The organism is Microbacterium sp. 3J1 (assembly GCF_001049495.1).
In the GTDB taxonomy this organism is placed as follows: domain Bacteria; phylum Actinomycetota; class Actinomycetes; order Actinomycetales; family Microbacteriaceae; genus Microbacterium.
In genome coordinates, this window is the sequence record NZ_CDWI01000014.1 from 347,433 (window position 1) to 373,541 (window position 26,109).

Here is a 26,109-nt window from a genome sequence, read left to right on the forward strand (position 1 = left end):
ACGGGTCAGAACCAGGCGCTCTCGCGCACCTCGCGCATGGCCCGCTTGCGCGTCTCCGGGTCGAGACGCGAGAGATACAGCATGCCGTCGAGGTGATCGGTCTCGTGCTGCAGAGCCTGGGCCAGCAGACCCTCGCCCTCGAGCACGACGGGCTGCCCGTCGAGATCGATCCCCTCCACGCGAGCCCACGGGTAGCGAAGGGCGTCGTGCCAGAGACCGGGAACGGAGAGACAGCCCTCGCCGGTCGGCACCGGCTCTCCCCTGACCTCGGTCAGCACCGGGTTGATGACGTAGCCGATGTCGCCGTCGATGTTGTAGCTGAAGGCGCGGAGCGCCACACCGATCTGCGGCGCGGCCACACCCGCACGACCCGGCAGCTCCACGGTGTCGACAAGGTCGGCGACCAGGGCGCGGGCCCCGTCGTCGAGCTGCTCGATCAGAGCGCACTTCGTGCGGAGCACGGGGTCGCCGAAGACCCGGATCTCACGAACCGACATCAGGCGCCCTTCGTCCGCAGACCCTCGACGAGGAGCGCAGCGAGTTCGCGCGCGGCAACCCGCGTCTCCGGCTGGAGGTTGGCGAACACGATCGTGCCGCCGCCGGCGATCTGGGCGTCGTACGGCATGCGCACGACATGCTGTGTGCGGGTGCGGAAGTGCGCCTCCAGCTCGTTCAGACGCACCAGCGGAGCCCCCGGCGTCGACTGGTTCAGCACGACGATGGCCTCCCGAGCCTGCTCCGCGTATCCGTTCGTCTCCAACCAGGTCAGCGTCTCGGACGCCAGCCGGGCCTCATCGACGCTCAGCCCCGAGACGATCACGATCTGATCGGCGAGGTCGAGCGTGGCCGACATGACCGAGTGCACGATGCCGGTGCCCGTGTCGGTGAGGACGAGTGAGTAGTAGTGCGCCGCCACTCCGGCGACATCCCGGTAGTCGCTGTCGCTGAACGCCTCGGCGATGCGCGGGTCGGTGTCGGAGGCGAGCACGTCGAGACGGGTGGCATCGCGAGCAACGATCGCGGAGATGTCGTGATATCCCCTGACCTCCTCGTGGATGCGCACCAGATCGCGGACGGTGCGGGTGTGCTGCGGACGGACGATGCGCTCGGCCAGGGTGCCGCGATCGGGATTGGCGTCGACTGCGATCACGCGGTCGTCGCGGGCATCGGCCAGAGCCATCCCGAGCAGTGCCGTGATGGTCGTCTTGCCGACGCCGCCCTTGCGGGACAGCACAGGCACGAAGCGCGCCCCGCCGACGAGCGGCGCGGCGATCCGCGCGGAGAGGGCCTTGCGCTCCCGCGCACGCCGTCCGTCGCCGATATTGATGCGGCGACCCGAGATCGTGTAGAGGAAGTGGCTCCACGCGCCCTCGGGCTCGGGCTTGCTCATGCGGTGCGGGTCGAGCAGGCGGTCGGCCGTCAGCAGATCCGCGCTCTCGCGCGACGAGTCGCCGAGGTCGTCGAGCCGCTTCGAGCTGAGGTGCATGTCTGCACGCGTCGAACGCGTCGTTCGCGGAACGGCGCTCTTGTCGGGGATCTCCACAGCGGTGCTCTCCTTCGTGGCGGGCCGGATGCGAGTGGGGGCTGTGCGCGATGCGGCCCGCGCATCGATGTCGGCCTTGGCGCGGGCGATGAACGCAGCGGCGGCCGCCGCCTCCTCGGCCGCGGCATCCGAGCCGCGGTCCGGAGCGGGAGCTGCCTGCGGCGTCGTCACGGTGGGTGCCGTGGTCGCCGGTGAGGAGACACCCTCGGGCACGGCGGTCGGCTCCGCCTCGGGCTCCGGCGCGGGAGCGGGTTCCGGCGCGCGAGTCGATTCTGTCTCCGACTCGGCATGCGCGTCGCTTCCCCGCTCCGGCTCCGGCTCGGGCTCGGGTTGCGGGTCGGGCTCGGGATCCACTTCCGCCGCGTCGTCCAGCACGGGAGATTCGGGATCCGTTGCCTTCTCCGGACGCTCTGCGTCGTTCGCCGTCGGCCCGGGGTCCTGCTCCCATTCCGCCTCAGGATCGACCTCAGGCTCGGCATCCGGCTCGACCTCAGACTCGGCATCCGCCTGCTGGTCCGGGTCGATCAGCGACTCGCGAGCCTCCGCCGGCTCCGGAGGCAGCTCGATGATCATGGGCCCGAGGGGCGCGCTCGAGATCTCCGTCGTCGCGACGGTCTCCGCTGCAGCCTTCGACGCGGCGACCGGCTCGTCGATGATCAGATCGGCGACGATCTCCCCGTCGACGACTCCGTCGTCTTCGAGGTCGTCGTCCTCGTCCTTGGGCATCACGACGCTCACCTGCGCGGTGTTGCCGAGGATGCCGATGACCGCCGTATCCAAGGAGGCGGCGTCGTCGAGCACCCCCCTGGACTCCTCGTCCGGCGGTTCTGCCATGTTCTTCGGGGTCACGATGTCACTCCAAGCCTGGGCGGGCCTCGGGTGCACTACGACGAGCGCGGCCCGCGCCCGACAAGATTAGTGTGCCGGACGGATGACGACCAAAAGATCCCCGGCGTCCACCTGCTGCGTCGCACCGATCGCCAGGCGTTCGACCACGCCGTCGACCGGCGTCGTGATGGCCGCTTCCATCTTCATGGCCTCGATCGATGCGACCGGCTCGCCCGCTCGCACCGAAGCCCCGATCTCCACCTTGAGCGTCACGACGCCCGAGAACGGCGCGGCCACCTGACCGGCCACCGAGGTGTCGGCCTTCTCCACCTCATGCACGTCGACGGCGACCGACCGGTCTCGGACGAAGACGGGCCGCAGCTGACCGTTGAGCGTCGTCATGACTGTCCGCATGCCCTTCTCGTCCGGGTCGCCGATGGCTTCGAGCCCGACGTAGAGCTGCACGCCCCGATCGATCTCGACGAGATGCTCCTGCCCCTGCACGAGTCCATAGAGGTAGTCGCCCGTGTCGAGCACAGAGAGATCACCGTAGAGCTCGCGCATCTCCGTGAATTCGCGCATCGGCGCGGGGAACAACAGCGTGTTGAGGCGCGCACGACGGGTGGTGCTGTCTCCCGCCAGTGCTGCCTCGTCGTCAGCGGAGATCTCGGTCATGCCGGTGCGGACCGCTCGTCCGGCCAGCACCTTGGATCGGAACGGCTCCGGCCAACCTCCGGGGAGGTCGCCGAGCTCGCCGGCCATGAATCCGACCACAGAGTCCGGGACGTCGTACTTCTCGGGGTTCGCCTCGAAGTCAGCCGGGTCCGCTTTCACGGCGGCCAGGTGCAGCGCGAGATCGCCGACGACCTTCGACGACGGCGTCACCTTCGGGACGCGCCCGAGGATGCGGTCGGCGGCGGCGTACATGTCCTCGATGAGCTCGAAGTCGTCCGCCAGGCCCAGCGCCTTGGCCTGCTGACGCAGGTTGGACAGCTGTCCCCCGGGGATCTCGTGGTGGTACACACGTCCGGTGGGCCCGGGCAGACCCGACTCGAACGGCGCGTACGCCCGCCGCACCGCTTCCCAGTACGGCTCGAGGTCCGACACCGCCGACAGGTCGATGCCGCTGTCGCGGTCGGTATGCGCGAGCGCGGCGACGAGCGAGGACAGCGACGGCTGGCTGGTGGTGCCCGAGAGCGGCGCGGATGCCGCATCCACCGCGTCGACCCCCGCAGCGCTGGCCGCGAGCAGGGTCGCGAGTTGACCGCCGGGGGTGTCGTGCGTGTGCAGGTGCACCGGCAGATCGAAGCGCTCGCGCAGCGCGCCCACGAGCTTCGCCGCAGCGGCCGGGCGGAGGAGACCGGCCATGTCCTTGATGGCGAGGATGTGCGCACCTGCGCCGACGATCTGGTCGGCGAGCCGCAGGTAGTAGTCGAGGGTGTAGAGGTCCTCGGCCGGATTCAGCAGGTCCCCCGTGTAGCAGAGGGCGACCTCGGCCACGGCCGTGCCGGTGCCGCGGACGGCCTCGATCGCCGGACGCATCTGCTCGACGTCGTTGAGGGCGTCGAAGATCCTGAAGATGTCGACGCCGCTCGACGCCGCCTCCGTCACGAAGGCCTCGGTGACCGCTGTCGGGTAGGGCGTGTAGCCCACGGTGTTGCGCCCGCGCAGCAGCATCTGGATCGCCACGTTCGGCAGCGCCTCGCGCAGCTTGTCGAGGCGTTCCCAGGGATCCTCGCCGAGGAATCGCAGCGCGACGTCATAGGTGGCTCCTCCCCACGCCTCGACGGAGAGGAGACCCGGCGTCAGCCGGGAGATATACGGGGCCACCGCGACGAGGTCCTTCGTCCGCACGCGGGTCGCGAGCAGCGACTGGTGCGCGTCGCGGAACGTCGTGTCTGTGATCGCGAGGGCGGTCTGCTCGCGAAGGCTCCGAGCGAAGCGCTCCGGCCCGAGCTCGAGGAGGCGTTGGCGGGAGCCGGCAACCGGCTCGGCCGTCACGTCGATCGTCGGCAGCTTGGTCCGCGGGTCCGGCGAGTGCGGGTGGAGGCCGTTCGGCTTGTTCACGGTGACGTCGACGAGCCAGTTCAGGATCCTCGTGCCGCGGTCCTTCGACTCTCGTCCGCGCAGCAGTTCGGGCCGCTCGTCGATGAAGCCGGTGCTCACGTCTCCGGCGATGAACGCATCGTCGTCGAGCAGGGCCTGCAGGAACGGGATGTTCGTCGAGACGCCGCGGATGCGGAATTCGGCCAGCGCGCGTCGGGCGCGGGCGACCGCCGCGGGGTAATCGCGTCCGCGACAGGTGAGCTTCGCGAGCATCGAGTCGAAGTGCGGGCTGATCTGAGCGCCCTGGTGCACGGTCCCGCCGTCGAGACGGATGCCGGCGCCGCCGGGCGACCGGTACGTGGTGATCTTCCCGGTGTCGGGACGGAAGCCCTGAGTGGGATCCTCGGTCGTGATCCGGCACTGGAGCGCCGCGCCGCGGACCTGCAGGTTCTCCTGATGCAGCCCGAGGTCGGCGAGGGTCTGCCCCGAGGCGATGCGCATCTGGCTCTGCACCAGGTCGACGTCGGCGATCTCCTCGGTCACGGTGTGCTCGACCTGGATGCGGGGGTTCATCTCGATGAAGACGACCTCGCCCGCCCGCTCCCCCGCTGTCTCGAGGAGGAACTCGACCGTTCCCGCGTTCTCGTAGCCGATGGACCGAGCGAAGGCGACGGCGTATCCGTGGAGAGCGGTACGGATGCCGTCGTCCAGGTTCGGGGCGGGCGCGATCTCGACGACCTTCTGATGCCGACGCTGCACCGAGCAGTCCCGCTCGAACAGGTGCACTGTCTCGCCCGTCTTGTCGGCGAGGATCTGAACTTCGATGTGCCGCGGCCTCACGACCGCCTGCTCGAGGAACATGCGCGCATCGCCGAAGGCGCTCGCGGCCTCCCGCATCGCCTCCGCGAGTGCCGGGGCGAGTTCCGCCGCGGTCTCGACGCGGCGCATACCACGGCCTCCACCGCCGGCGACGGCCTTGGCGAAGAGAGGGAAGCCGATCTCCTCGGCCTGGGCGACGAGCGCGTCGACGTCGTCCGACGCTTCGGTCGACCGCAGCACGGGGACGCCCGCCTCGACCGCGTGACGTTTCGCCTCGACCTTGTTGCCCGCCATCTCCAGCACGTTCGCCGGAGGCCCGATGAAGACGATCCCGTTCGCCGCCGCCTTCTCCGCCAGCTCCGGGTTCTCCGAGAGGAAGCCGTAGCCGGGGTAGATGGCGTCGGCCCCCGCCTCCTTGGCGACGCGGATGATCTCGTCGACATCGAGGTACGCGCGAACCGGATGCCCGCGCTCGCCGATCTCGTACGCCTCGTCCGCCTTGAGCCGGTGGACCGAGCCCCGGTCCTCGTGCGGGAAGACGGCCACCGTCCTCGCCCCGACTTCGTAGGCCGCACGGAACGCACGGATCGCGATCTCGCCGCGGTTCGCCACAAGGATCTTCTGGAACATGCACACCTCTGGGAGCTCGATGCGCGGCGTTTTCGGCACGCATGGGGCGGGGCTGAGTGTGCACCCAGCTTAGGGGCAGGTAACGTGGTGTTCGTGCACGTACTCAGCGTCAGCTCTCTCAAGGGAGGCGTCGGCAAGACCACCGTGACCCTCGGCCTGGCCTCAGCGGCCTTCGCCCGTGGTGTCCGGACGCTCGTCGTCGACCTCGATCCGCAGTCCGATGTGTCCACGGGAATGGACATCCAGGTGGCCGGTCGCCTCAACATCGCCGACGTCCTGGCGAACCCGAAGGAGAAGGTCGTCCGCCAGGCGATCACCTCCAGCGGCTGGGCCAAGGTGCACGCAGGAACCATCGACGTGCTGATCGGCAGCCCGTCCGCCATCAACTTCGACGGCCCCCACCCGAGCGTCCGCGACGTGTGGAAGCTCGAAGAGGCTCTCGCCGCTGTCGAGAGCGACTACGACCTCGTCCTCATCGACTGCGCCCCCTCGCTCAACGCCCTCACGCGCACGGCATGGGCCGCCAGCGACCGCGTGATGGTCGTGACCGAGCCCGGTCTCTTCTCGGTCGCCGCCGCCGACCGCGCGCTCCGCGCCATCGAGGAGATCCGTCGCGGGCTCTCTCCCCGCCTGCAGCCTCTCGGCATCGTCGTGAACCGCGTGCGTCCGCAGTCGATCGAGCACCAGTTCCGCATCAAGGAGCTGCGCGACATGTTCGGCCCGCTCGTCCTCTCCCCTCAGCTGCCCGAGCGCACGTCGCTGCAGCAGGCGCAGGGAGCCGCCAAGCCCCTGCACATCTGGCCGGGCGACTCGGCACAGGAGCTCGCCGCCGATTTCGATCAGCTGCTCGACCGCATCATCCGCACCGGCCGGATCCAGGTCGCGGAGTCGAGCGCCCAGGCCTGACCTGGCGCAGACAGCGGAACGGCCATCCTCTCGCGAGGGTGGCCGTTTCTTCATGCCATACCGGCCCCGGCCCTGAGCTCGCCGAAGGAGCCTGAGCCTGCAAGCAGGCCCTGAGTTCGCCGAAGGGTCAGGCGGTGCGCTTGGCGCGGCGTGCCGAGAGCTCGTCGACGGGGTCGGGAGCCGTGGCGTCGAACTGCACCAGCGTCGACTCCACCTCGCGGAGGACCTTGCCCACGGCGATGCCGAAGACGCCCTGCCCGCGGCTCACGAGATCGATGACCTCGTCGTTCGAGGTGCAGAGGTAGACGGATGCCCCATCGCTCATGAGCGTGGTGCCGGCGAGATCGCGGATGCCCGCTCGACGGAGCTCGTCGACGGCGGTGCGGATCTGCTGCAGCGAGATGCCGGTGTCCAGCAGGCTCTTCACGAGCTTGAGCACGAGGATGTCGCGGAACCCGTAGAGCCGCTGCGAACCGGAGCCGCTCGCGCCGCGCACGGTCGGCTCGACGAGCTCGGTGCGGGCCCAGTAGTCGAGCTGACGGTAGGTGATCCCGGCCGCACGTGCCGCGACGGCGCCGCGATAGCCGACCTCGTCGTCCATGGCGGGAAGGCCGTCGGTGAAGAGGAGTTCGGTCACGAACCGCGGGTCGCCTGCACGCTCATCCGCATTCATCTGAATTCCTCCCTGGAGCCGTTACCTCCACGGTAGAGCAGCCCCCGTGCACCGGCAATGACATCCGTGCGACCCCCAAGGTGTGTCGCAATCAGTTCGTTACGAAAGCAGTCGAGACAGCGCGTCCTTGACGAAGAGCGATCGCACCTCGTCGATCTTCGTCGCCAGCGTCGGGGCCATCTCACTGGCCTTGGCCCGCGAGGCCGCGTCGGTCCGACGCAGCAGCGAGGACATGGCCGACTCGATCAGGGCGACCTCGCGTTCGGCTCCCTGCCGGAGCGAACGGAGATGCCTGGGCTCGATGCCATGCCGGTCGAGTGCCACCAGGCCACGCAGCAGGGTCACGGTCGCCTCGGGATACGTCTCCTGCGCGACGATCACGCCGGTGCTGATCGCATCGTTGAGGAGCTGCGGACCCGCACCCGCGGCCGAGAGCAGCTCGGCACGCCGGTAGCGCCTCGGTGCCGGGGCGATCGACGGCGGCGGCACGAGCGCGGCGGACTCGCCGTTCGCCTCGGCCTCGTCGAGCTGATCGCGGATGACGCTCAGCGGAAGATAGTGGTCGCGCTGCAGGGTGAGCCCGAGGCGGAGCCGCTCGATGTCGGCCTGCGAGAACTTGCGGTAGCCCGACTCGGTGCGCGACGGCGTCACGATCCCCTGCACTTCGAGGAAGCGCAGCTTGCTCGAAGTCAGTTCGGGGAACTCCGGGGTGAGCCTGGCGAGCACCTGGCCGATGCTCAGCAGCCCCGGTGACGCGGAGCGTTCACGGGCCAGGGACGCCGCCATCAGGCGTTCGCCGCGACGCGATCGACCGGTGCGACGAAGAAGTTCAGCCGGAACTTGCCGACGCGCAGCTCGGACCCGTCTTCGAGGACGCTGCGGTCGACACGCTCGCCGTTCACATAGGTCCCGTTCAGAGAGCGCTGGTCGATGATCTCGAACGATGTGCCGGATCGTGTGATCTCGGCGTGCCGGCGCGAGACCGTCACGTCGTCGAAGAAGATGTCCGCCTCAGGGTGGCGACCGACGGTCGTCACATCCGTGTCGAGCAGGTACCGCGCACCGGCGAGAGCGCCCGAGCGCACCAGCAGCAGAGCTGATCCTGAGGGAAGAGCCGCGATGGCGCTCTGCTCGACCTCCGTCAACTCCGCGCCGAAAGGCACGAAGGAAAGGTCCGAGTCGTGCCCGAACGTCTGCGTCACGTCGTGCCGCTGCTCGCCGGGACGATGGAATGCGGCGTCCCCGGCCGGTCGGCTGTCGCTGTCTGTCACTGTGCCCTCCTAGTCCTCCAGACTATCGGATGCGGAGCCCCTCGCGTGAGGCGGAGCCCACACTCAGGCGCTGCATACAGAGGGTTCATAGGCTGGCCAGGTGAAAACTGCCGCGCGCCCCTCTCCCGCAGGTCCGATCGCCCTCGCCGCAGCTCTGCTGACGGCCCTCCTCGTGCTCGTCGCACCGCTGCCGGCCTCTGCCCATGACAGCCTGATCGCGTCGTCCCCCGAGGCCGACAGCACCGTCGACACACTCCCTGACGAGCTCACCCTCACCTTCAGCGCCAAGCTCATCGACGGCGAGGGCGCGACCGAGGTCGTCGTCACCGATCCGTCCGGCGCGTCGGCGACCGACGGCGCAGCGACCGTCGACGGCGCGATCGTCACCCAGCCGCTCGTCGACGGCGGGGTCGCGGGGCAGTATCACGTCATCTGGAAGATCGTGTCGAGCGACGGCCATCCGACCTCCGGCGAGTTCGACTTCACGGTCGCGAACGCCTCCACCGACGAACCGAGCGCGGCCCCGACGGCCTCCCCCACGACCGAGCCGGACGACGCGACGGCGACCACCTCCCCGTCGACCGCCGCTCCCTCTCCCGACGAGACCGCGCCCTCCGGCGAGGACTCGTCCGCCACCACCTGGATCTGGATCCTGTCCATCGCGGGCGTCCTGGTCGCCGCTGCGGTGGCGGTCCTGGCGTTCGCCCTGAAGGGGCGCGGTTCCGGCTCGGAGGACGCCGCCGATGGCGACTCCGACGAATCGACGGAGCGATAGGCTTAAGGCATGCCACACTACGATGTCGTCATCCTCGGTGCAGGTCCCGGCGGATACGTCGCTGCGGTTCGCAGCGCGCAGCTCGGTCTGTCCACCGCCATCATCGAAGAGAAGTACTGGGGTGGTGTGTGCCTCAACGTCGGCTGCATCCCCTCCAAGGCTCTTCTGAAGAACGCGGAGCTCGCGCACACGCTCAACCACAAGGCCGACTTCTTCGGCATCTCGGGTGAGTTCACGATCGACTACGGCAAGGCGTTCGACCGCAGCCGCGTCGTCGCCGACGGCCGCGTCAAGGGCATCCACTTCCTCATGAAGAAGAACAAGGTGACCGAGTACGACGGCCGCGGCACCTTCACCGGTCCGAAGGCGATCTCGGTCGCCAAGTCCGACGGATCCACCGAAGAGGTCACCTTCGACAACGCCATCATCGCGACCGGATCCAAGGTCCGCCTGCTCCCCGGTGTGCAGCTCAGCGACAACGTCGTGACCTACGAGGAGCAGATCCTCTCCCGCGAGCTCCCGAAGTCGATCGTCATCGTCGGCGCCGGCGCCATCGGCATGGAGTTCGCCTATGTGATGACGAACTACGGCGTCAAGGTCACCATCATCGAGTTCCTCGACCGCGCACTCCCCAACGAGGACGCGGACGTGTCGAAGGAGATCGCCAAGCAGTACAAGAACTACGGCGTCGACATCCTCACCTCCACCAAGGTCGAGTCCGTCGTCGACAACGGCTCGTCCGTGACCGTCTCGTACACCGGCAAGGACGGTCAGCAGAGCTCGATCGAGGCCGACAAGGTGCTCATGTCGGTCGGCTTCGCCCCGAACATCGAGGGCTTCGGACTCGAGGCGACCGGTGTGAAGCTCACCGAGCGCGGCGCGATCGACATCGACGATCACATGCGCACCAACGTCGAGGGCATCTACGCCATCGGCGACGTCACCGCCAAGCTCCAGCTCGCCCACGTGGCCGAAGCCCAGGGCGTGGTGGCCGCCGAGACCATCGGCGGCGCCGAGACCCAGACCCTGGGCGACTACCGCATGATGCCCCGCGCGACGTTCTGCTCGCCGCAGGTCGCCTCGTTCGGCCTCACCGAGCAGCAGGCCAAGGACGAGGGCCGGGAGATCAAGGTCGCGACCTTCCCGTTCATGGCCAACGGCAAGGCGCACGGACTCGGCGAGCCCGTCGGCTTCGTGAAGCTCATCGCCGACGCCGAGCACCTCGAGCTCATCGGCGCGCACATGATCGGCCCCGACGTGTCGGAGCTCCTTCCCGAGCTGACCCTGGCGCAGAAGTGGGACCTCACGGCCCTCGAGCTCGCCCGCAACGTCCACACCCACCCGACTCTGTCGGAGGCTCTGCAGGAGGGCTTCCACGGCCTCGCGGGTCACATGATCAACTTCTGATCCGCGGATCGGAACGAAGGCCCGGCTCGCTCGCGCGATGCCGGGCCTTCGTGCGTCAGATCCCGCGCATCGTGAGGAGGCCGGAGGTCCATCCCCCCATCGCGGGCGATCCCAAGCCCCGGATCAGCGCATCCCTCGCGGCCAGGGCAACGCCGGACGCCGGCTCCCCCATCGACATGTAGAACGCCGAGCGCCGGTGGGCACGGCGGCCCGAGCGGTGCACCGACCGCTCATACCGCTGCAGGTCCGGCATCCGATCGATCGGCGACCGGCACAGCTCTTCGGCGAGGTTGCGCGCGTCCGACCATCCGAGGTTCATGCCCTGCCCGCCGATCGGACTGATCTCGTGGGCCGCGTCCCCCGCGAGCACCATCCGGCCGCGGACGACCTCGCGAGCCGCGTGCTGCGCAGCGATGAACGACACCGGCGTGCGGTGGTCGCCGATGTCCGGGCGGATCCCGGTGCGGCGCTCGATCTCCGCGCCGAGCTCCGCCGCTGAGACGGCCGCCTCCGGGCCGGCATCCTGCCTGACCACCCAGCGTCGACGGGATCCGGGCAGCGGAAGCGACTCGACCAGACCGGTCGGCTCGCAGTACAGCACCGCCCGCGGATCGGAACCCGGATCGTCGACATCGACCATCGCGTATCGTGCCGTCTTGGGCCTGCTCCGCCACTCGATGCCGAGCCGTTCGCGGATGCCGCTGCGCACACCGTCGGCGGCCACGACCACCGACGCTGCGATCTCGCGTTCGCCTCCGTCGCCGCTCTCCACCCGCAGTCGAACCCGATCGCCCTCGTCTCGTACCCCGCGCACCGTGTGCCCGGTCAGGAGCGCACCGTCGGCCAGCGCACCCAGCCGCCCCCGGAGCAGGGCGTCGGTGCGACTCTGCGCGAGCGTGAGTATCGGCCGCTCGGGGCGGAACGAGAGAGAGGCGAGCAGACGCCCGTCGCTGCGGACCTCCCCGCCCTCGAGGAAGAGCGCTTCCGCGCGGACGCGATCGCCCACACCGGCCTCGTCCAGGGCGTCCAACCCCGGCCGATGGATGCCGATCGCGCGACTCCTCGTGTCGGCTCCCGACCGGCGCTCGAGGACGACCACATCTCGGCCCCGTGCGGCCAGCAGGCACGCGAGCAGCAGCCCGACCGGACCCGCTCCGACGATCACGACCTCACGGTCGCGCATCGCTCTTCTTCCGCCGGAGCTCGAGCCGTGCGGGGAGTCCCGCGCGCACCGTCCACCCTTCGGGGGCGACGGCGGCGAGCTCGGCCGGCGTGTACGACCTGCGGATGCTGATCAGCCCGTCGACCCGGATGAACGAACCGCGCAAGAGGGTGCCGGCGAACGGCAGGGTCGCGGCCGCGAACAGGGCATACGCCGCCTTGCTGCGCGCGATGTCACGATGCACGACCACGCCGCCCGCCCCCGCGAGCCGGTCGGTGTCGCGCAGGACGCCTTGGAGCTCGGGCGCACTGAGGTGATGCAGCACGTGGTTCGAGAACACCACGTCGTACTGGTCGCCCTCCGCGACGAGGTCCTCTGCCAGCGCGCAGCGGTACCGCACACCGGCTCCGTCGTCGTGGGCGGCGGCCCACCGGACGGCGCGCTCGTCGGCATCCAGGGCGGTCACCTCGCCCTCGAGTCCGTCGCGCCGCAGGCGTGCCGCGATCATCCGGCAGACGTCCGCGCCGCCCGCGCCGACGTCGAGCACGCGCACCCGACCCCGTCGCGCGCGCGGGCGGATGTCGTTCCGGTAGAACTGCCCCGGTCGGGACACGAGCGCGTTGACCAGCCGGAAGCGCTCGTAGGTGCGCTCCAGCATCGCGACATCGGCGCCGGGGTCGTCCATGAGCTCACGCGCGTCGGAGGCGCGCGTGGAGAGGTCGTGACTCATGCGGCGCCGACGTCGACGGTCATCAGCGCGCTCTCTGCGGTCAGCCCCGGACCGAACGCCATCGCGGCCATCCGCTCCCCCGGCAGCGCGCCCTCGTCGAGGATGCGCTTGATGACGAACAGGATCGTCGCGCTCGACATGTTGCCGTTCTCGCGCAGCGTCTCCCTCGCCGGGGCCAGCTGCGCGTCGCTGAGGTGCAGCCGCTCCTGGACGCGGTCGAGGATGCTGCGGCCACCCGGGTGGATGGCCCAGTGCTGCACCCGCTCACCGACGCGGCCATCGTCGAAGGCCGCCCCGAGCTCGCCCTCGCGGGCGTAGAGCGGACGGATCGCGCCGATGATCGTCTCGCCGATGATCTGCGGGACCTTGGTCGACAGGATCATCTCGAAGCCGTGGTCGCCGATCGTCCAGGCCATGTCCTTCTCGCCCTCGCGGGCGATCGCCGTGTGGAAGCCGTCCAGGCGGACGGCCGGGACGGGAGTCGGGAGCTCGCGAGCGGTGACGATGCCCGCGGCCGCGCCGTCGGCGAACAGCGAGTTCGCGACGATGAGGTCGGGATCCTCCGAGGACCTCAGGTGCACGGTGCACAGCTCGACGCTCACGACGAGGACGACGGCGTCGGGATCGGCCATGCAGAACTGGCGGGCCGCGCGCAGGGCGGGCATGGACGCGTAGCAGCCCATGAACCCCAGGTGGTACCGCTCGACGCTGTCGGAGAGGCCCAGTGACCGCACGATCTCGTACTCCGGACCGGGCGCGTGGAATCCGGTGCAGGAGACGGTGATGACATGGGTGACATCCGAGGCGACGACGTCGGGATCGGCCTCGAGTGCGCGGCGCGCGACCTCCACGAAGAGCCGCGATGCCTCGCGGACGTAGATCTCGTTGCGCTGCTTGGTACCCGGTGAGAGCAGCACACCGGAACGCCGGTCGTAGAACACCGGCTCCTCGGTGTCGGCGGTGAGCGAGAGCTCCTCGATCACCGTGCGTCGGGTGTCGATCCCCGAGCCGTTGAACGAGGCACCGACGAGACGCTGGGCGAGTCTGCCGACGTCGGGTTGGGTGGCGAAGACGTCTCGCACCTGATCCTGCTCGAGAACGGTGTCGGGCACGATCGTCTGCAGCGACCGGAGTAGTGCGGGGCGGCTCATACCGTCACTCAAGCATGAGCGACCCGGTCACGAAAAGGGGCTTGCGCCCCGACGCGGAGAGACCCAGCCCGGTCAGAAGCCGAGGGCTCGGGCCAGCTTCGATCCGGATGCCGCCTCGCGGCCTCCCACCGCGAAGATCGCCTCCTCCGCCGCAGCGAACAGAGCCTCGCGGCCGGCGGCGTCTGCGGGGGCGGCGGGGCCGAGCTCCAGCTCCCATTCCCGCCACTCGCGCCGCACGTCGTGCCTCAGGTCGGTGGCGCGGACCCGGTCGTCCACGAATTCGGCGACCACGCCCTGCGGTCCGGTGAGGAGGTAGGCCGTCCGGGTGTTCTCGATGCGGGCGAGAGGCGTGAGCCCGCCTGTCGTCCACCGGCTGAGCGTCTCGGCCACGGCGGCGGGGACGCTCTCGGCGTCGCCCGCGTCGGCATCCAGCGGCCAGCCGATCTCGAGGCGGCCGTCTCCCTCGCGGGGCCCCTTGATGTGCCAGCCGGCATCGGGCCCGCCGGTGCGGCGCCGCAGCGCGACCCCTGCGCGGGACAGCGCCGCGTCGACCGTGTCGAGGTAGCGCGCGTCGAGCTCGCGGATTTCACCGGCGGAGACCGCGTCGACGCCGGGCACGCCTCTCCACTCGGGAAGAGGCGTGCCGTCGTCGACGTCGTACTTGCGCTCGACCTCGACGACCCTGGACGGGCCTGAGCCCGAAGGGGTCTCAGTCATCCGAGGGGTTGAGGTCCTCGAGGGACTCGTCGTACCAGTAGTCGATCTCAGTGGGACCGTCGGTGTCGCCCGTGTTCTGCGGTTCGCCGCTGCGGTTGTACACCACCTGGGTCTCGCTGTAGGGGACGATCAGCTTGTCGTCCGCGTCGTCGAGGGGAATGATCTGCCCGTCCAGCGGGCCTCCGTGGAGTCGTGCGAGTGCCATGTCCTCACCCTATCCCCGCCGCCCTGACCCTCGGCCTCATGCCACGGGCGGGCCGCTGTGTCAGGTCAGGTCGCGACGACACCGAGGACGGCCCCGAGGATCATCCAGGGCCCGAACGCGATCCGCGTCGCTCCGTCGGCGCGACGGAAGACGATCAGCACCAGTGCGTACAGCGCGCCGAGGACGAAGGCGGATGCCGCGCCCACGGCGAGCGCCTGCCAGCCGTGCCATCCGAGCACGAGGCCGATCACGGCGGCGAGCTTGACGTCTCCGCCGCCCATGCCCTCGCTGCTGAGGGATCGCAGTGCCGCGTAGAAGACGCCGAGGATGAGCATCCCCCACAGCGCTCCGACCAGCGCGCGGCTCTCCCCCGTCACGAGGGCGTCGAGTGCGGTGAGGGCGAGGAGCGCCGCGAGCGTGGGCAGCACGATGCGGTTCGGCAGCCTGTGGGTGCGCATGTCGATGGCGACGAGTCGGCAGCCGATGAGGAAGAGCACCAGGTGCACCCCGACGACGATCACGGTGCGGGGATCCATCCCGGAAGGCTAGGAGATCTCGGGTCACCGCCGTGCAGGGGTGTGGATAACCGAGAGTCTCCCGCGATGTCGGAGGTTCGAATTATCGTCATCTACTCCAGTTGCTTTAGTAGTACATATATTCGAGGATGGAACCATGGGGATCGGTCTCGATGCGATGAGCACCATCTCTCCGGCCGGTGATGATCGTGCCGGAGAGGTGCTGCGACTGCGCCGCGAGATCAGCCGGATGCAGCGTCGACGCAGCGATCTCCCCCTGCTGCCTCTCGACCCCGCCTTCTCCTCGCTGCTCCCGGAGCAGGGGCTGCAGACCGGTGCCGCGTACACGGTCTCACCCTCACCCAGTCTGGTCCTCGCCCTGCTCGCCGCCGCCTCCCGGAAGGGGCTCTGGTGCGCGGTGGTCGGCATGCCCACCTTGGGCGTCGAGGCCGCAGCGGCGTTCGGCATCGAGCTGCCCCGGCTGATCCTCGTCCCCGATCCGGGAGACCGCTGGCTCGCCGTCACCTCGGCGCTCGCCGAGGTCGTCCCGCTGATCGCCGTGCACCCCGGCAGCAGAGCGCGGGATGCCGACGTCTCGCGTCTCAGCGCCCGGCTGCGCGACCGCGGCACGACGATCCTCGTCACGGAGTCACCGGCCTCGGGGGTCTGGCCGCAGAGCGAGGGGACCATCCGCCTCCACGACCAGCAGTGGCTCGGCATCGGGGAGGGATGGGGTCTCATCGAGGGCTCCACGGCGACGGTGACCGCGAAGACCAGGCAGAGCCCCACCTCCTCGAGCGTGCGGGTGCGCCTGCCTGGCAGCCAGGGGGCCGTCGAGGAACTGGTCCACGAAGAGACCGTCGAGACGATGGCCGAGCTGACTGCGCTGCCCGCTCTTCGCGACGACGACGCCCCCGGCGAGTACCCACGTTGGGCGGTGGCCGGATGACGGCTCCCCTTCGCGTCCTCGTGCTCTGGTTCCCCGATTGGCCCCTGCGCGCCGCCCTGGGCGGGGCTCCGCCGCACCCGCCGACCGCCCTGGTGCACGCGAACACCGTCATCGCCTGCACGGCGTCGGCCAGGGAGCACGGTGTCCGTGCGGGTCAGCGTCGACGGGTCGCGCAGGGGCACATCTCCTCGCTGCGTGTGCTCCCCCACGATCCGGCCAGGGACGAGCGGGCGTTCCTCCCCGTGCTGCAGCTCATCGAGAAGCACGCCCCCGGTGCCGCGCTGCTGCGTCCGGGGCTCGCGGCGGTGAGGGCCCGGGGCATCTCCCGCTATCACGACGGAGAAGCACAGGCCGGAGAGGCCCTGATCTCCGTGCTCGCCGAGGCGGGCTTCCCCGAGGTGCGCGTCGGCATCGCCGACGGCCCGTTCACGGCAGAGCTCGCGGCACGAGGCAGCGCGCCCTGCACCGTGGTGCCGGCGGGTGCCGCCTCCGACTTCCTGGCCCCCCTCCCCGTCCGGGTGCTGCGCGACGAGCAGCTGACCGGCCTGCTCATCCGGCTCGGTGTGCGCACGCTGGGCGAGTTCGCCGCGCTCGATGAGATCGAGGTGCGTGATCGCTTCGGCGAGCGCGGCGCCCGACTTCGGGCTCTCGCCGCCGGTGCCGACTCCCGTGCGGTGGTGGCGCGTCCCCCCGACCCCGAGCTCGTGCGGTCCATCGAGTTCGAGTCGCCGTTGGCCGGAGCAGATCAGGTGGCCTTCGCGGTGCGGCAGACCGCCGATGCGGTGATGCTCGCCCTCGGCGACGCCTCAGTGGTCTGCACCGAGGTGCGGATCGACCTGACCGACGACGACGGCAAGGTCTTCTCCCGGTCCTGGTTGCATCCGACCTGTTTCGACGCCGCGGATCTGGTCGACAGGGTGCGCTGGCAGCTGGAGGCGCTGGGAGCCGAATCGGCGAAGGAGCCGGTCGATGAGGCGCGGGCCTTCGGCGGCATCACGCTGGTGCGCATCGTGCCGGTGGCGGTGGACGACGCCGCCCACCATCAGCCGGGGCTGTTCGGCTCCGGCACCGACGAGCGACTGCACCACGCCGTCTCGCGCGTGCAGACGATGCTCGGACACGAGGGTGTCGTCACCGCCGCACTCTCCGGGGGCCGCTGGCTCGCCGACCGTCAGGTACTCACGCCGTGGGGCGAGCGGGCCGTCGCTCCCCGCGACCCCGCGCCTCCGTGGCCGGGAAGCCTGCCCGATCCGCTCCCCGCCGAGGTCTTCCGGCCTCCTCGACCGATCGGCATCCAGACCTCGGCAGGTGAGACGGTGCTCGTCGACGACCGAGGCACCCTCACCGCGCCTCCTGCACGCATCGACGGCGACCAGGTGCAGGCCTGGGCAGGCCCCTGGCCGATCCATGAGCGCCGGTGGGAGCCCTCGGGGGGCAAGAGAGGGCATCGCCTCCAGATCGTCGACGACCACGACCGCGCCTGGCTGGTCTTCTGCACGGGTGACCGCTGGTGGGTCGAGGGGAGGTATCGCTGATGGGCTGGCACAACCCTCCCGTGACGTGGAGCGAGCTGGAACGAGCCCTGAGCGGCGAGGAGTCCCCTCATCCCATCGGAGGAGAGCCGCCGACCACGCGTCCCGATCCCGGTCCGGTGAGCACCCGACGGAAGAGGAATCCGCCGACCGTGGTGAACCGTCCGGAGGACCCCGTCCCCTATGCGGAGCTGCACGCGCACTCCTCCTACTCGTTCCTCGACGGCGCCTCCTCGCCGGAAGACCTCCTGGCGGAGGCCGAGCGGCTGGGGCTGACCGCGCTCGCACTGACCGATCACGACGGCTTCTACGGTGCGGCGCGCTTCGCCGAGGTCGCCGAGCTGATGGAGGTGAAGGTGCAGACGGTCTACGGCGCCGAGCTCTCCCTCGGCCTCGACGCCCCCCAACGGGGTTCGCCTGATCCGATCGGCGAGCATCTGCTGGTGCTCGCCGACGGGCTGGAGGGGTACCATCGGCTCTCCGGCGCCATGACGACCGCTCACCTCCGGGGCGGCGAGAAGGGCCGACCGGTCTACGACCTCGACGAGCTGGCATCGACGGCGGAGGGACATTGGACGATCCTCACCGGATGCCGCAAAGGCGGAGTCCGCCGAGGCCTCGAGCTCGGAGACGCCAAGACGCCCCTGCGCCGCCTGGTCGACCTCTTCGGGCAAGACCACGTCGCCGTCGAGCTCTTCGACCACGGCGACCCGCAGGACACCCGCCGCAACGACGCCCTCGCCGAGCTCGCGAAGGACATGCGCCTGCCCGTGGTCGCGACGAACAACGTGCACTACGCAGCCCCGGAACGCGCCTCCCTGGCCGAGGCCGTCGCCGCCGTGCGGGCGGTTCGGAGCATGGACGACCTCGACGGGTGGCTGCCGACCCACGGCGGGGCGCATCTGCGCAGCGGTGCCGAGATGGCCGCCCGGTTCCGGCGCTACCCGGGAGCCATCTCCTACGGACTCGAGCTCGCCCGAGCATCCGCCTTCCCCCTGCGCCGCGCGCGGCCGGCCCTGCCGAAACAGGAGGTGCCGGACGGGCACACCCCGATGAGCTGGCTGCGGCACCTGGTGTGGGAGGCCGTGCCGACGAAGTATCCCCGTCTGGATGACGACGGCCACCGCCGCATCGAGCGGGAGCTCGACGTGATCGAGGAGAAGGACTTCCCCGGCTACTTCCTGATCGTGCACGGCATCGTCACGGAGGCGAAGCGCCTCGGCATCCTCTGCCAGGGCCGCGGGTCCGCTGCGGCGAGCGCGGTCTGCTACCTGCTCGGGATCACCGCCGTCGACCCGATCCTCTACCGGCTGCCCTTCGAGCGGTTCCTGGCGACGACCCGCCAGGAGGAGCCGGACATCGACGTGGACTTCGACTCCGACCGGCGCGAGGAGATCATCCAGTGGGTGTACCTGGAGTATGGGCGCGAGCGCGCGGCCCAGGTCGCGAACGTCATCCAGTACCGCCCCAAGAACGCCGTCCGCGACATGGCGAGGGCGCTCGGCTTCTCGCCAGGCCAGCAGGACGCCTGGTCGCGACAGGTGGACGGGTGGAGCACGGGGCTGGAGGTCGCCGACGAGCACGACATCCCGGCGAACGTCCTCGAGTACGCCGGTGAGCTGCTCAAGGCTCCGCGGCACCTCGGCATCCACTCCGGCGGCATGGTGCTGACGCGTCGGCCGGTCGGCGAGGTCGTGCCCGTGGAGCATGCGCGCATGGAGAACCGCACGGTCATCCAGTGGGACAAGGACGACGCCGCCTGGATGGGGCTGGTGAAGTTCGACCTGCTGGGCCTCGGCATGCTCGCGGCGCTGCAGCACTGCTTCGACCTGATCCGCGACGCGACCGGCGAGGAGTGGACGCTGGAGACCCTCCCCAAGGAAGAGCCGGCGGTCTACGACATGCTCTGCCGAGCGGATTCGATCGGGGTGTTCCAGGTCGAGTCGCGAGCTCAGATCGGGCTGCTCCCCCGCCTGCAGCCTCGGGCCTTCTACGACCTCGCGATCCAGATCGCGCTCATCCGTCCGGGTCCCATCCAGGGCGGGGCGGTGCACCCCTTCGTCCGCCGCAAGATGGCGAAGGATGCCCTGGACGAGGAGAACCGCGCCAGGGCCGCTCGGGGCGAAGAGCCGGTGGTGCTCGAGATCCCCTATCCGCACGACGATCTGAAGCCCATCCTCGAGCGGACGCTGGGCATCCCGATCTTCCAGGAGCAGCTGATCCAGATGGCGACCGCCGTCGGCGACTGCACGGCCGACGAGGCCGACCTCCTGCGCCGGGCCATGGGGTCGAAACGAGGGCTGGAGAAGATCGAGAAGGTCCGCGACAAGCTCTACGCGGGGATGACCCGGCGCGGTCTCTCCTCCGAGCAGTCCGACCGCATCTATGCACAGATCCAGGCATTCTCGAACTTCGGGTTCGCGGAATCGCACTCGCTCTCGTTCGCGCTCCTCGTCTACGCCAGCTCCTGGCTCAAGCTGCACTATCCGGCCGCATTCCTCGCGGGGCTGCTGAGGTCGCAGCCCATGGGGTTCTACTCGGCGGCCACGCTCACTGCCGATGCACGGCGGCACGGGGTCGAGGTCAGACGGCCCGACCTGCACGCCTCGCACGCGACGGAGACGCTGGAGGCACTGGAGGGCACCCCCCTGCGTCGCCCGACGGGCCTCGGCTCGTGCAGCGATCCGCAGCAGCCCGAGGTGCCACGGTTCGACCGTTCACGCCCTGACGAGTCCGCCGCGCATCGGAGGGACGGCGGATACGCGGTGCGGCTCGGTCTCAGCGGCGTCCGCGGCATCGGCCTGCCCCTGGCGGAGCGGATCGTCGCGGAGCGCGAGGCGGACGGCCCCTATCGCGACCTGCACGATCTGGTCCGGCGGACGGATGCCACGGCCGCGCAGCTGGAGGCGCTGGCCACCGCAGGTGCTTTCGAATGCCTCGGCCTGCAACGCAGAGAGGCGATCTGGATGGCCGGGGCCGCCGCCGAGGACCGGTCTCGCTACCTCCCCGGCACGACGGTCGCCGTGCAGCCCCCGCTCTTCACGGACCAGTCCAGCTACGAGCGGCTCTCCGCCGATCTGTGGTCGACCGGAGTCTCCACCGACGATCACCCGATGACGCACTTCCGCGGGCTTCTGCGCGAGCGGGGTGTGCTGTCCTCCGCCGATCTGCAGCACCACGAATCGGGGCGCCGTATCGAGGTCGCCGGACTCGTCACCCATCGACAGCGTCCCGCGACGGCGGCCGGCGTCACGTTCCTTAACCTCGAGGACGAGAGCGGTCTGGTCAACGTCATCTGCTCGACCGGGGTGTGGGCACGGTACCGGAGGGTCGCCCGCGACTCCCCCGCACTCATCATCCGCGGCATCCTCGAACGTTCAGCCGAGGGCGTCGTGAACGTGCTCGCCGACGCCTTCGAGGATCTCCGTACCGGGGTCACCCATCGCTCGAGGGACTTCCGGTGAACTCACCAGAAGCGTTCGGGCTCCGGCTCCGGCATCCGGTCTCCGCCGCCCCATCTGTCGGCCTCGGCCTTCGCGGCCTCGACGGCGGCATCCGCACCGGTGAGAGCGGCCTTCGCCCCGACGCCACCCGGGCCGTCGCCGTCGGCATCGACGACGAGCACGGTGCGGTCGCGATGTCCGCCGAACGTCACCGTGCAGTCGAGGACCCGACCGAGCCAGTGCAGGAGCTCTCCCTGGGGCTCTTCCGCGCGGCGGAAGCGGACGCCGGTCTCGAGATCGACGACCGCGAGCAGGACCGGCTCGTTCCTCGTCTCGTCGATGGCCTCCGTCACCTCGACGCGGTGCCCGCGAGGGATCGGGAGCTGCGCGTTCAGCACGAGCATTCTGTCCATGGGTCCACTCTATGAGTGGACGTTCTCACGACAAGAGCAAGTCTTGGAAGAAATATTCGTAGATTTCTTTGTCCCCCAAATGGCGGACAAGACGTTTTCGCGATATTCTGCTTACAGTAGCGGGGGCTACCGGCTGAGACATTGGGGAATCAGTCGATGAGAGCAGCGAGTTCTTCGCCGCCTCCCCTACCGTCCGGGATGGACGGTGAGCCCTCTCGAGGCATCCATCTGGGGTGGACGACTCGGGAGGGCAACCAACCCCCGACGCATCGTCAGCGGCTCTAGCGAAGGCACCGGCGCGCGTCAACCCGCGTCGCGGTGCTCCCGCCTCCCCGTATCGTCGCCCGTGAAGGAGGCGATATGGCTGCGACCGCGTCGACCGGACGCGTGAGAATCGGCGTCTCCGGCTGGAAGTACGCGAGATGGCGGGGCGATTTCTACCCGACGGGTCTGGTTCAGCGCCGCGAGCTGCAGTACATCGGCGAACGCTTCCCGACCGTCGAGCTGAACGGCTCCTTCTACTCGCTGCAGCGTCCGGAGAGCTATCGGCGATGGCGCGCCGACGTGCCCACCGACTTCGTCTTCGCGGTGAAGGGCTCGCGGTACGTCACCCACATGCTCCGCCTGCGCGACGTCGAGCAGGCGCTCGCGAACTTCTTCGCCTCCGGTGTGCTCTCGCTGGGGCGGCAGCTCGGCCCGATCCTGTGGCAGCTGCCGGAGAGGCAGCACTTCGACGCTGAGCTGATCGAGGCGTTCCTCCGCGCGCTCCCATCGACGACCGCCGAGGCGGCCGCCCTGGCTGTGAGGCACGACGAGCGTCTCGAAGGGCGCGCCTGGCTGGAGATCGAGTCCGACGCGCCGCTCACGTACGCGCTCGAGCCGCGGTCCGCGAGCTTCGCCGATCCGGAGGCCCTCCATCTGCTTCGGACGCACGGGACCGCGCTGGTCGTGGCCGACACCGCAGGCAAGTGGCCGCGCTTCGACGCGCTCACCAGCGACGACATCGTCTACATCCGCCTGCATGGCGCGCAGATGCTCTACCACAGCGGCTACACGCCAGCGGAGCTCGACGAGTGGGCACGACTCATCGCCGCCTGGGCCGACGGGAGCGGTGCGAGCGACGCACGGCCGCGCGATGTCTACGTGTACTTCGACAACGACGCCCGAGGACACGCCCCGCACGATGCCGAGGGTCTTCAGGAGCGGGTGCGCCCCCTCCTCGGCTCGTGAAGCTTCCTGCTGACGAGGTGCCGGATCATCGATTCTCGGCAGGCGCGCGATAGCGCGAGCGCCCCGCCACGATCGTCTCGACGATGCGGGTCTCGAGCAGGGACGACGGACCGTCGGCGAAGGGATCGGCATCCAGCACGATGACGTCGGCGGCGAACCCGGGCGCGATCCGTCCGCGCCAGTCCCCGTCTCCGACCGACGCCGCGGCATCTCGGGTCGCGTGACCGATCGCGCTCGCGAGCGGCAGTGCGTACTGCGGATGGGTCGCCGGCACCGAGCGATCCAGCGCCGATGCGCGGGTCGATGCGATGTACATGTTCGCGAGCGACTCATACGGGGCCGTCGGAGCATCCGTCGAGAAGGCGAGCAGCGCACCCGCGGCCTCGTACTCCGGCCAGGCGAAGGCACGATCGACGCGCTCGTCGCCGAGCATCTGCGCCCAGTTGTCGAAGATCGCGGGATCGCTGTGGACCGGCTGCATCGATGCCGTCACGCCGAGCCGCGCCATCCGCTCGGCCGTTCCCGGTGCAGCGTACTCGAGGTGCTCGATGCGATGGCGGCGCGCACGCTCGCCGTTGACGGCGACGGCGTGCTCGAGGGCGTCGAGCGCGATGTCGCTCGCGCGGTCGCCGATGGCGTGCTGGGCGATCTGCAGGCCGGCCGCATCGGCCGCGACCACCACCGGATGCAGCTGCTCGACCGGCCAGATCGGCTCGGCGTTCGTCCCGTCGGCGTACGGGTGCCGCATGGCCGCCGTGCACGCATCGATCACGCCGTCGAGGATCAGCTTGATGCCCACCACCCGCAGCCACGGGGAGGAGGCCTGCTGCGCGAGCTCGGCCGCGCGCGCGACCTGCGCGAGGTTCGCCTCGTCGTCTCCGGTGTTGGTGACGAGCCAGTGGGCGGCGACACGGATCGGCAGCTCGCCGCCGCGTCGCTCCTGCGCCCGCTCGAACGCCGCGAGCCCGAACTGGTCGAACGCCATGTCGACCACTCCGGTGACCCCGGTCGCGAGGTACGCCTCGATGACGCGCTCGACGTCGGCGTCGCGATCGGCGTCGCTGGTGATCTCGTCGCGGTGCGCCCAGGCGTACTGCGTCGCGGCCGTCTCGAGGAGCAGTCCGGTGGGCTCGCCATCGGCATCCCGGACGATGCGTCCTCCCAGCGGGTCGGGGGTGTCCCGGGTGATCCCCAGCTCCGCGAGTGCTGCCGCGTTGACCCAGCACGAGTGGTAGTCGTTCGCGTCCAGGTACACGGGGACGTCGGGAACCACGGCGTCGATCATCGCCGCCGTGGGCGCTCCGCCGGGCACGGAGTCGAAGAGCCAGCCTCGTCCCCGCAGCACCGAGGCATCGGGGTCGGCCGCTCTCGCGGAGCGAAGCGCCTCCTGGATCTGCTCGAGCGACGTGGCGGCGGTGAGCGGCACCTGCCCGAGCGCCGCCCCCGTCATCAGCAGGTGCGTGTGCGCGTCCGTGAATCCGGGGAGCACGAGCCGTCCGCCGAGGTCGACCGTCTCGTCCGTGTCGGGAGCGTCCTGTGCGGAGCCCACGTAGACGATCGTCTCGCCGTCGGTGACGAACGCCTCGGCCCAGGCGTTCGCCGGGTCGGGATCGGCCGTGAAGATGCGTCCGTTGAGGTAGCGGGTGGTCATGGTCGACCGTCCTTTCCGAGGGGCGTGCGAAGAAGTGCGGCGTAGAGGACGGCGGAGACCAGCATCCCGACCGGGACCGACAGGTCGATGTGGCCCGTCAGCTGCGCGATCGGCCCCTCCCACACGCTCGTCGAGAGACACAGCGCCGTGACCGTGCCCCCGACCAGGAGGGCGGCGATGCCGGGGATGCTCCACCCCGCCGAATACCAGAACCGTCCGCCAGGGGTGTCGTGGAAGAGGTCGACGCCGTCGTACCGGTACTTCCGCAGGGTGACGTCGACGACGAAGATCGCCATGGCGGGGCCCGAGACGACGACGAGGAACTGCAGCATCAGGTTGGCCGCTTCGAGCAGGCTCGACGACAGCACCAGGTAGATGGTCAGCGCCGTGCCGACCACGCCGACGATGATCGCTGCCGGGATGCGGCGCAGACGGAAGCCGATCGCCTGCAGAGCCATGCTCGAGGTGTACGCGGTCATGGCGTTCAGGGCGATGGTGTTGATGACGACGCCCACGACGAGCAGCGGGCCGAGCCAGGCGGGCAGCAGGTCGAGCAGAGCCACGTCGATGCCGACCTCGAACGCCGCGCCGCTCAGTCCGGTCGCGAGCAGCACGCCGACCGTGGTGAACACGATGAACGGCACCGCTCCTCCGAGCGCGGTGGCTGCGGCGATGTGCGACGGCTTCGTGCCGCGCGGCAGGTAGCGGGCGATGTCGGGGCTGTTGATGAACGACAGCGGCGTCGAGGCGAGGATCGTGAAGCCGATCGAGATCGACGACCACAGTGCCGCGCCGGTCAGTGGTGCCGGTGCGGAGTACTGCCAGTCGACGGTCGGGAGGATGAAGCCCGCCACCGCGAGGAAGATGACGAACAGCGCCGCCGCCATGAACGGATACGCGCGCAGGATGAGCCCATGCCCGAAGATCGCCACCAGGATCGTCACCGCGGCGACGACCACCGTGACGCCGATCGGCACCCAGACCGGGTCCTCCAGGCCCACGCGGCGCAGCAGGTCGGCACCCATGAACGACGAGGCGAGCCAGGTGAGCGAGAGGAAGACGGCTCCGATGAACCATCCGACGAGGGCGACGAAGAGTCGATTGCCCAGGATTCCGTACATGGCCCGCGTCACGACGGATCCGGCCGTGCCGGAGGCGGGGCCGCTGCCGGCGATGATGCCAGGGAACACCCAGAGCAGGGATGCCACGACGATCACGGCGATCGCCTGCCAGACCTCCAGACCGAGCAGGATGAGCGACGCTCCGATCGTCAGATTCAGGATGCTGACGCTCGGCGCCGCCCAGATGAGAAAGAGGTCGCGGGCTCGACCGTGACGCTGCGTATCGTCGATGAGCTCGATTCCGCGGGTCTCAAGGCGTGCGGCCGAGTCGGCGAGGTCGGCGCCACCGGCTGTCGTGCGGCCGGTGGCGGGGCGGATCTCGGTCATGGAAGTCCTTCCAGAGAGAAGCATCGTTGCTATTGGTCGTGTGCCCAATGGACTATTGGTCACTC

Annotated in this window: 22 protein-coding genes; 7 read left to right on the plus strand and 15 right to left on the minus strand. The window is 69.8% G+C overall.

Annotation, left to right across the window (positions count from 1 at the left end; translation table 11 throughout):
• Positions 1-5: 5 nt before the first annotated feature.
• From def to BN2660_RS16095, 3 genes are all read right to left on the minus strand, one after another.
• Complete coding sequence (gene def, locus BN2660_RS16085) at positions 6-497, minus strand: peptide deformylase (RefSeq protein ID WP_091234665.1); 492 nt, start codon at positions 495-497, stop codon at positions 6-8.
• Positions 497-2,392, minus strand: coding sequence for a nucleotide-binding protein (locus BN2660_RS16090; RefSeq protein WP_369690561.1), 1,896 nt, complete (start codon positions 2,390-2,392; stop codon positions 497-499). The genes def and BN2660_RS16090 overlap by 1 nt, the downstream gene beginning before the upstream one ends.
• A gap of 66 nt (positions 2,393-2,458) precedes the next feature.
• Positions 2,459-5,866, minus strand: a complete 3,408-nt coding sequence (locus tag BN2660_RS16095) for a pyruvate carboxylase (protein ID WP_091234667.1) — start codon at positions 5,864-5,866, stop codon at positions 2,459-2,461.
• Between the two features lie 93 nt (positions 5,867-5,959).
• Between BN2660_RS16095 and BN2660_RS16100 the strand changes: the two genes are divergently transcribed.
• Positions 5,960-6,772 carry a ParA family protein gene (locus tag BN2660_RS16100; RefSeq protein ID WP_091234911.1) on the plus strand — a complete coding sequence of 271 codons (813 nt, stop codon included), beginning with the start codon at positions 5,960-5,962 and terminating at the stop codon, positions 6,770-6,772.
• Positions 6,773-6,899: 127 nt separating this feature from the next.
• On the opposite strand, the gene BN2660_RS16105 is transcribed toward BN2660_RS16100, so the two are convergent.
• From BN2660_RS16105 to BN2660_RS16115, 3 genes are all read right to left on the minus strand, one after another.
• Positions 6,900-7,445, minus strand: coding sequence for a MerR family transcriptional regulator (locus tag BN2660_RS16105; RefSeq protein WP_091234670.1), 546 nt, complete (start codon positions 7,443-7,445; stop codon positions 6,900-6,902).
• A gap of 99 nt (positions 7,446-7,544) precedes the next feature.
• Positions 7,545-8,231, minus strand: a complete 687-nt coding sequence (locus BN2660_RS16110; protein ID WP_091234674.1) for a transcriptional regulator FtsR — start codon at positions 8,229-8,231, stop codon at positions 7,545-7,547.
• On the minus strand, positions 8,231-8,716 hold the full coding sequence (locus BN2660_RS16115) for an FHA domain-containing protein (protein WP_091234676.1): 486 nt from the start codon (positions 8,714-8,716) through the stop codon (positions 8,231-8,233). The genes BN2660_RS16110 and BN2660_RS16115 overlap by 1 nt, the downstream gene beginning before the upstream one ends.
• 100 nt (positions 8,717-8,816) lie before the next feature.
• Between BN2660_RS16115 and BN2660_RS16120 the strand changes: the two genes are divergently transcribed.
• The gene (locus BN2660_RS16120; protein WP_091234679.1) at positions 8,817-9,491 is read left to right on the plus strand and encodes a copper resistance CopC family protein; all 675 of its coding nucleotides are present in this window, start codon (positions 8,817-8,819) and stop codon (positions 9,489-9,491) included.
• Between the two features lie 9 nt (positions 9,492-9,500).
• Positions 9,501-10,898, plus strand: coding sequence for a dihydrolipoyl dehydrogenase (gene lpdA, locus BN2660_RS16125; RefSeq protein ID WP_053096802.1), 1,398 nt, complete (start codon positions 9,501-9,503; stop codon positions 10,896-10,898).
• A 55-nt stretch (positions 10,899-10,953) separates the two neighbouring features.
• Here lpdA and BN2660_RS16130 read toward each other — a convergent pair whose 3' ends face one another.
• The 6 genes from BN2660_RS16130 to BN2660_RS16155 form a co-directional block, all read right to left on the minus strand.
• Entirely contained in the window at positions 10,954-12,081 is a 1,128-nt protein-coding gene (locus tag BN2660_RS16130; protein WP_091234682.1) for an FAD-dependent oxidoreductase, read from the minus strand.
• Entirely contained in the window at positions 12,068-12,790 is a 723-nt protein-coding gene (locus tag BN2660_RS16135) for a methyltransferase domain-containing protein (RefSeq protein ID WP_091234685.1), read from the minus strand. Before BN2660_RS16135 ends, BN2660_RS16130 begins: the two co-directional genes overlap by 14 nt.
• Complete coding sequence (locus tag BN2660_RS16140; protein ID WP_091234688.1) at positions 12,787-13,941, minus strand: type III polyketide synthase; 1,155 nt, start codon at positions 13,939-13,941, stop codon at positions 12,787-12,789. Before BN2660_RS16140 ends, BN2660_RS16135 begins: the two co-directional genes overlap by 4 nt.
• A gap of 72 nt (positions 13,942-14,013) precedes the next feature.
• Positions 14,014-14,658 carry a CYTH domain-containing protein gene (locus tag BN2660_RS16145; protein WP_091234692.1) on the minus strand — a complete coding sequence of 215 codons (645 nt, stop codon included), beginning with the start codon at positions 14,656-14,658 and terminating at the stop codon, positions 14,014-14,016.
• A complete protein-coding gene (locus tag BN2660_RS16150) occupies positions 14,651-14,863 on the minus strand; it encodes a response regulator (RefSeq protein ID WP_091234695.1) in 213 nt (70 codons plus the stop codon). Before BN2660_RS16150 ends, BN2660_RS16145 begins: the two co-directional genes overlap by 8 nt.
• A 65-nt stretch (positions 14,864-14,928) precedes the next feature.
• Entirely contained in the window at positions 14,929-15,399 is a 471-nt protein-coding gene (locus BN2660_RS16155; protein WP_091234698.1) for a prepilin peptidase, read from the minus strand.
• A 136-nt stretch (positions 15,400-15,535) separates the two neighbouring features.
• On the opposite strand from BN2660_RS16155, the gene BN2660_RS16160 reads away from it, so the two are divergent.
• From BN2660_RS16160 to BN2660_RS16170, 3 genes are read left to right on the plus strand one after another with little or no spacing between them, the layout of a single operon-like run.
• On the plus strand, positions 15,536-16,327 hold the full coding sequence (locus BN2660_RS16160; protein WP_091234701.1) for a hypothetical protein: 792 nt from the start codon (positions 15,536-15,538) through the stop codon (positions 16,325-16,327).
• Complete coding sequence (locus BN2660_RS16165; protein ID WP_091234704.1) at positions 16,324-17,862, plus strand: DNA polymerase Y family protein; 1,539 nt, start codon at positions 16,324-16,326, stop codon at positions 17,860-17,862. The genes BN2660_RS16160 and BN2660_RS16165 overlap by 4 nt, the downstream gene beginning before the upstream one ends.
• Complete coding sequence (locus tag BN2660_RS16170) at positions 17,862-21,323, plus strand: error-prone DNA polymerase (RefSeq protein ID WP_091234707.1); 3,462 nt, start codon at positions 17,862-17,864, stop codon at positions 21,321-21,323. The genes BN2660_RS16165 and BN2660_RS16170 overlap by 1 nt, the downstream gene beginning before the upstream one ends.
• A gap of 2 nt (positions 21,324-21,325) precedes the next feature.
• Here the strand turns inward: BN2660_RS16170 and BN2660_RS16175 are convergent, their stop codons facing one another.
• Entirely contained in the window at positions 21,326-21,715 is a 390-nt protein-coding gene (locus tag BN2660_RS16175; RefSeq protein ID WP_091234710.1) for a hypothetical protein, read from the minus strand.
• Between the two features lie 360 nt (positions 21,716-22,075).
• On the opposite strand from BN2660_RS16175, the gene BN2660_RS16180 reads away from it, so the two are divergent.
• Positions 22,076-22,945, plus strand: a complete 870-nt coding sequence (locus BN2660_RS16180; RefSeq protein WP_091234712.1) for a DUF72 domain-containing protein — start codon at positions 22,076-22,078, stop codon at positions 22,943-22,945.
• 25 nt (positions 22,946-22,970) lie between these two features.
• Here BN2660_RS16180 and BN2660_RS16185 read toward each other — a convergent pair whose 3' ends face one another.
• On the minus strand, positions 22,971-24,596 hold the full coding sequence (locus tag BN2660_RS16185; RefSeq protein ID WP_091234716.1) for an amidohydrolase: 1,626 nt from the start codon (positions 24,594-24,596) through the stop codon (positions 22,971-22,973).
• Positions 24,593-26,044 (minus strand): purine-cytosine permease family protein, encoded by a 1,452-nt coding sequence (locus BN2660_RS16190; protein WP_091234720.1) that lies wholly within the window; start codon positions 26,042-26,044, stop codon positions 24,593-24,595. Before BN2660_RS16190 ends, BN2660_RS16185 begins: the two co-directional genes overlap by 4 nt.
• Between the last annotated feature and the right edge of the window lie 65 nt (positions 26,045-26,109).

Coding starts and splice junctions, on each gene's coding strand:
- def (WP_091234665.1), bottom strand. CDS start 497: ATGTCGGTTCGTGAGATCCGGGTCTTCGGCGACCCCGTGCTCCGCACG.
- BN2660_RS16095 (WP_091234667.1), bottom strand. CDS start 5,866: ATGTTCCAGAAGATCCTTGTGGCGAACCGCGGCGAGATCGCGATCCGT.
- BN2660_RS16105 (WP_091234670.1), bottom strand. CDS start 7,445: ATGAATGCGGATGAGCGTGCAGGCGACCCGCGGTTCGTGACCGAACTC.
- BN2660_RS16110 (WP_091234674.1), bottom strand. CDS start 8,231: ATGGCGGCGTCCCTGGCCCGTGAACGCTCCGCGTCACCGGGGCTGCTG.
- lpdA (WP_053096802.1), top strand. CDS start 9,501: ATGCCACACTACGATGTCGTCATCCTCGGTGCAGGTCCCGGCGGATAC.
- BN2660_RS16130 (WP_091234682.1), bottom strand. CDS start 12,081: ATGCGCGACCGTGAGGTCGTGATCGTCGGAGCGGGTCCGGTCGGGCTG.
- BN2660_RS16135 (WP_091234685.1), bottom strand. CDS start 12,790: ATGAGTCACGACCTCTCCACGCGCGCCTCCGACGCGCGTGAGCTCATG.
- BN2660_RS16140 (WP_091234688.1), bottom strand. CDS start 13,941: ATGAGCCGCCCCGCACTACTCCGGTCGCTGCAGACGATCGTGCCCGAC.
- BN2660_RS16145 (WP_091234692.1), bottom strand. CDS start 14,658: ATGACTGAGACCCCTTCGGGCTCAGGCCCGTCCAGGGTCGTCGAGGTC.
- BN2660_RS16150 (WP_091234695.1), bottom strand. CDS start 14,863: ATGGCACTCGCACGACTCCACGGAGGCCCGCTGGACGGGCAGATCATT.
- BN2660_RS16155 (WP_091234698.1), bottom strand. CDS start 15,399: ATGGATCCCCGCACCGTGATCGTCGTCGGGGTGCACCTGGTGCTCTTC.
- BN2660_RS16160 (WP_091234701.1), top strand. CDS start 15,536: ATGGGGATCGGTCTCGATGCGATGAGCACCATCTCTCCGGCCGGTGAT.
- BN2660_RS16165 (WP_091234704.1), top strand. CDS start 16,324: ATGACGGCTCCCCTTCGCGTCCTCGTGCTCTGGTTCCCCGATTGGCCC.
- BN2660_RS16170 (WP_091234707.1), top strand. CDS start 17,862: ATGGGCTGGCACAACCCTCCCGTGACGTGGAGCGAGCTGGAACGAGCC.
- BN2660_RS16175 (WP_091234710.1), bottom strand. CDS start 21,715: ATGGACAGAATGCTCGTGCTGAACGCGCAGCTCCCGATCCCTCGCGGG.
- BN2660_RS16180 (WP_091234712.1), top strand. CDS start 22,076: ATGGCTGCGACCGCGTCGACCGGACGCGTGAGAATCGGCGTCTCCGGC.
- BN2660_RS16185 (WP_091234716.1), bottom strand. CDS start 24,596: ATGACCACCCGCTACCTCAACGGACGCATCTTCACGGCCGATCCCGAC.
- BN2660_RS16190 (WP_091234720.1), bottom strand. CDS start 26,044: ATGACCGAGATCCGCCCCGCCACCGGCCGCACGACAGCCGGTGGCGCC.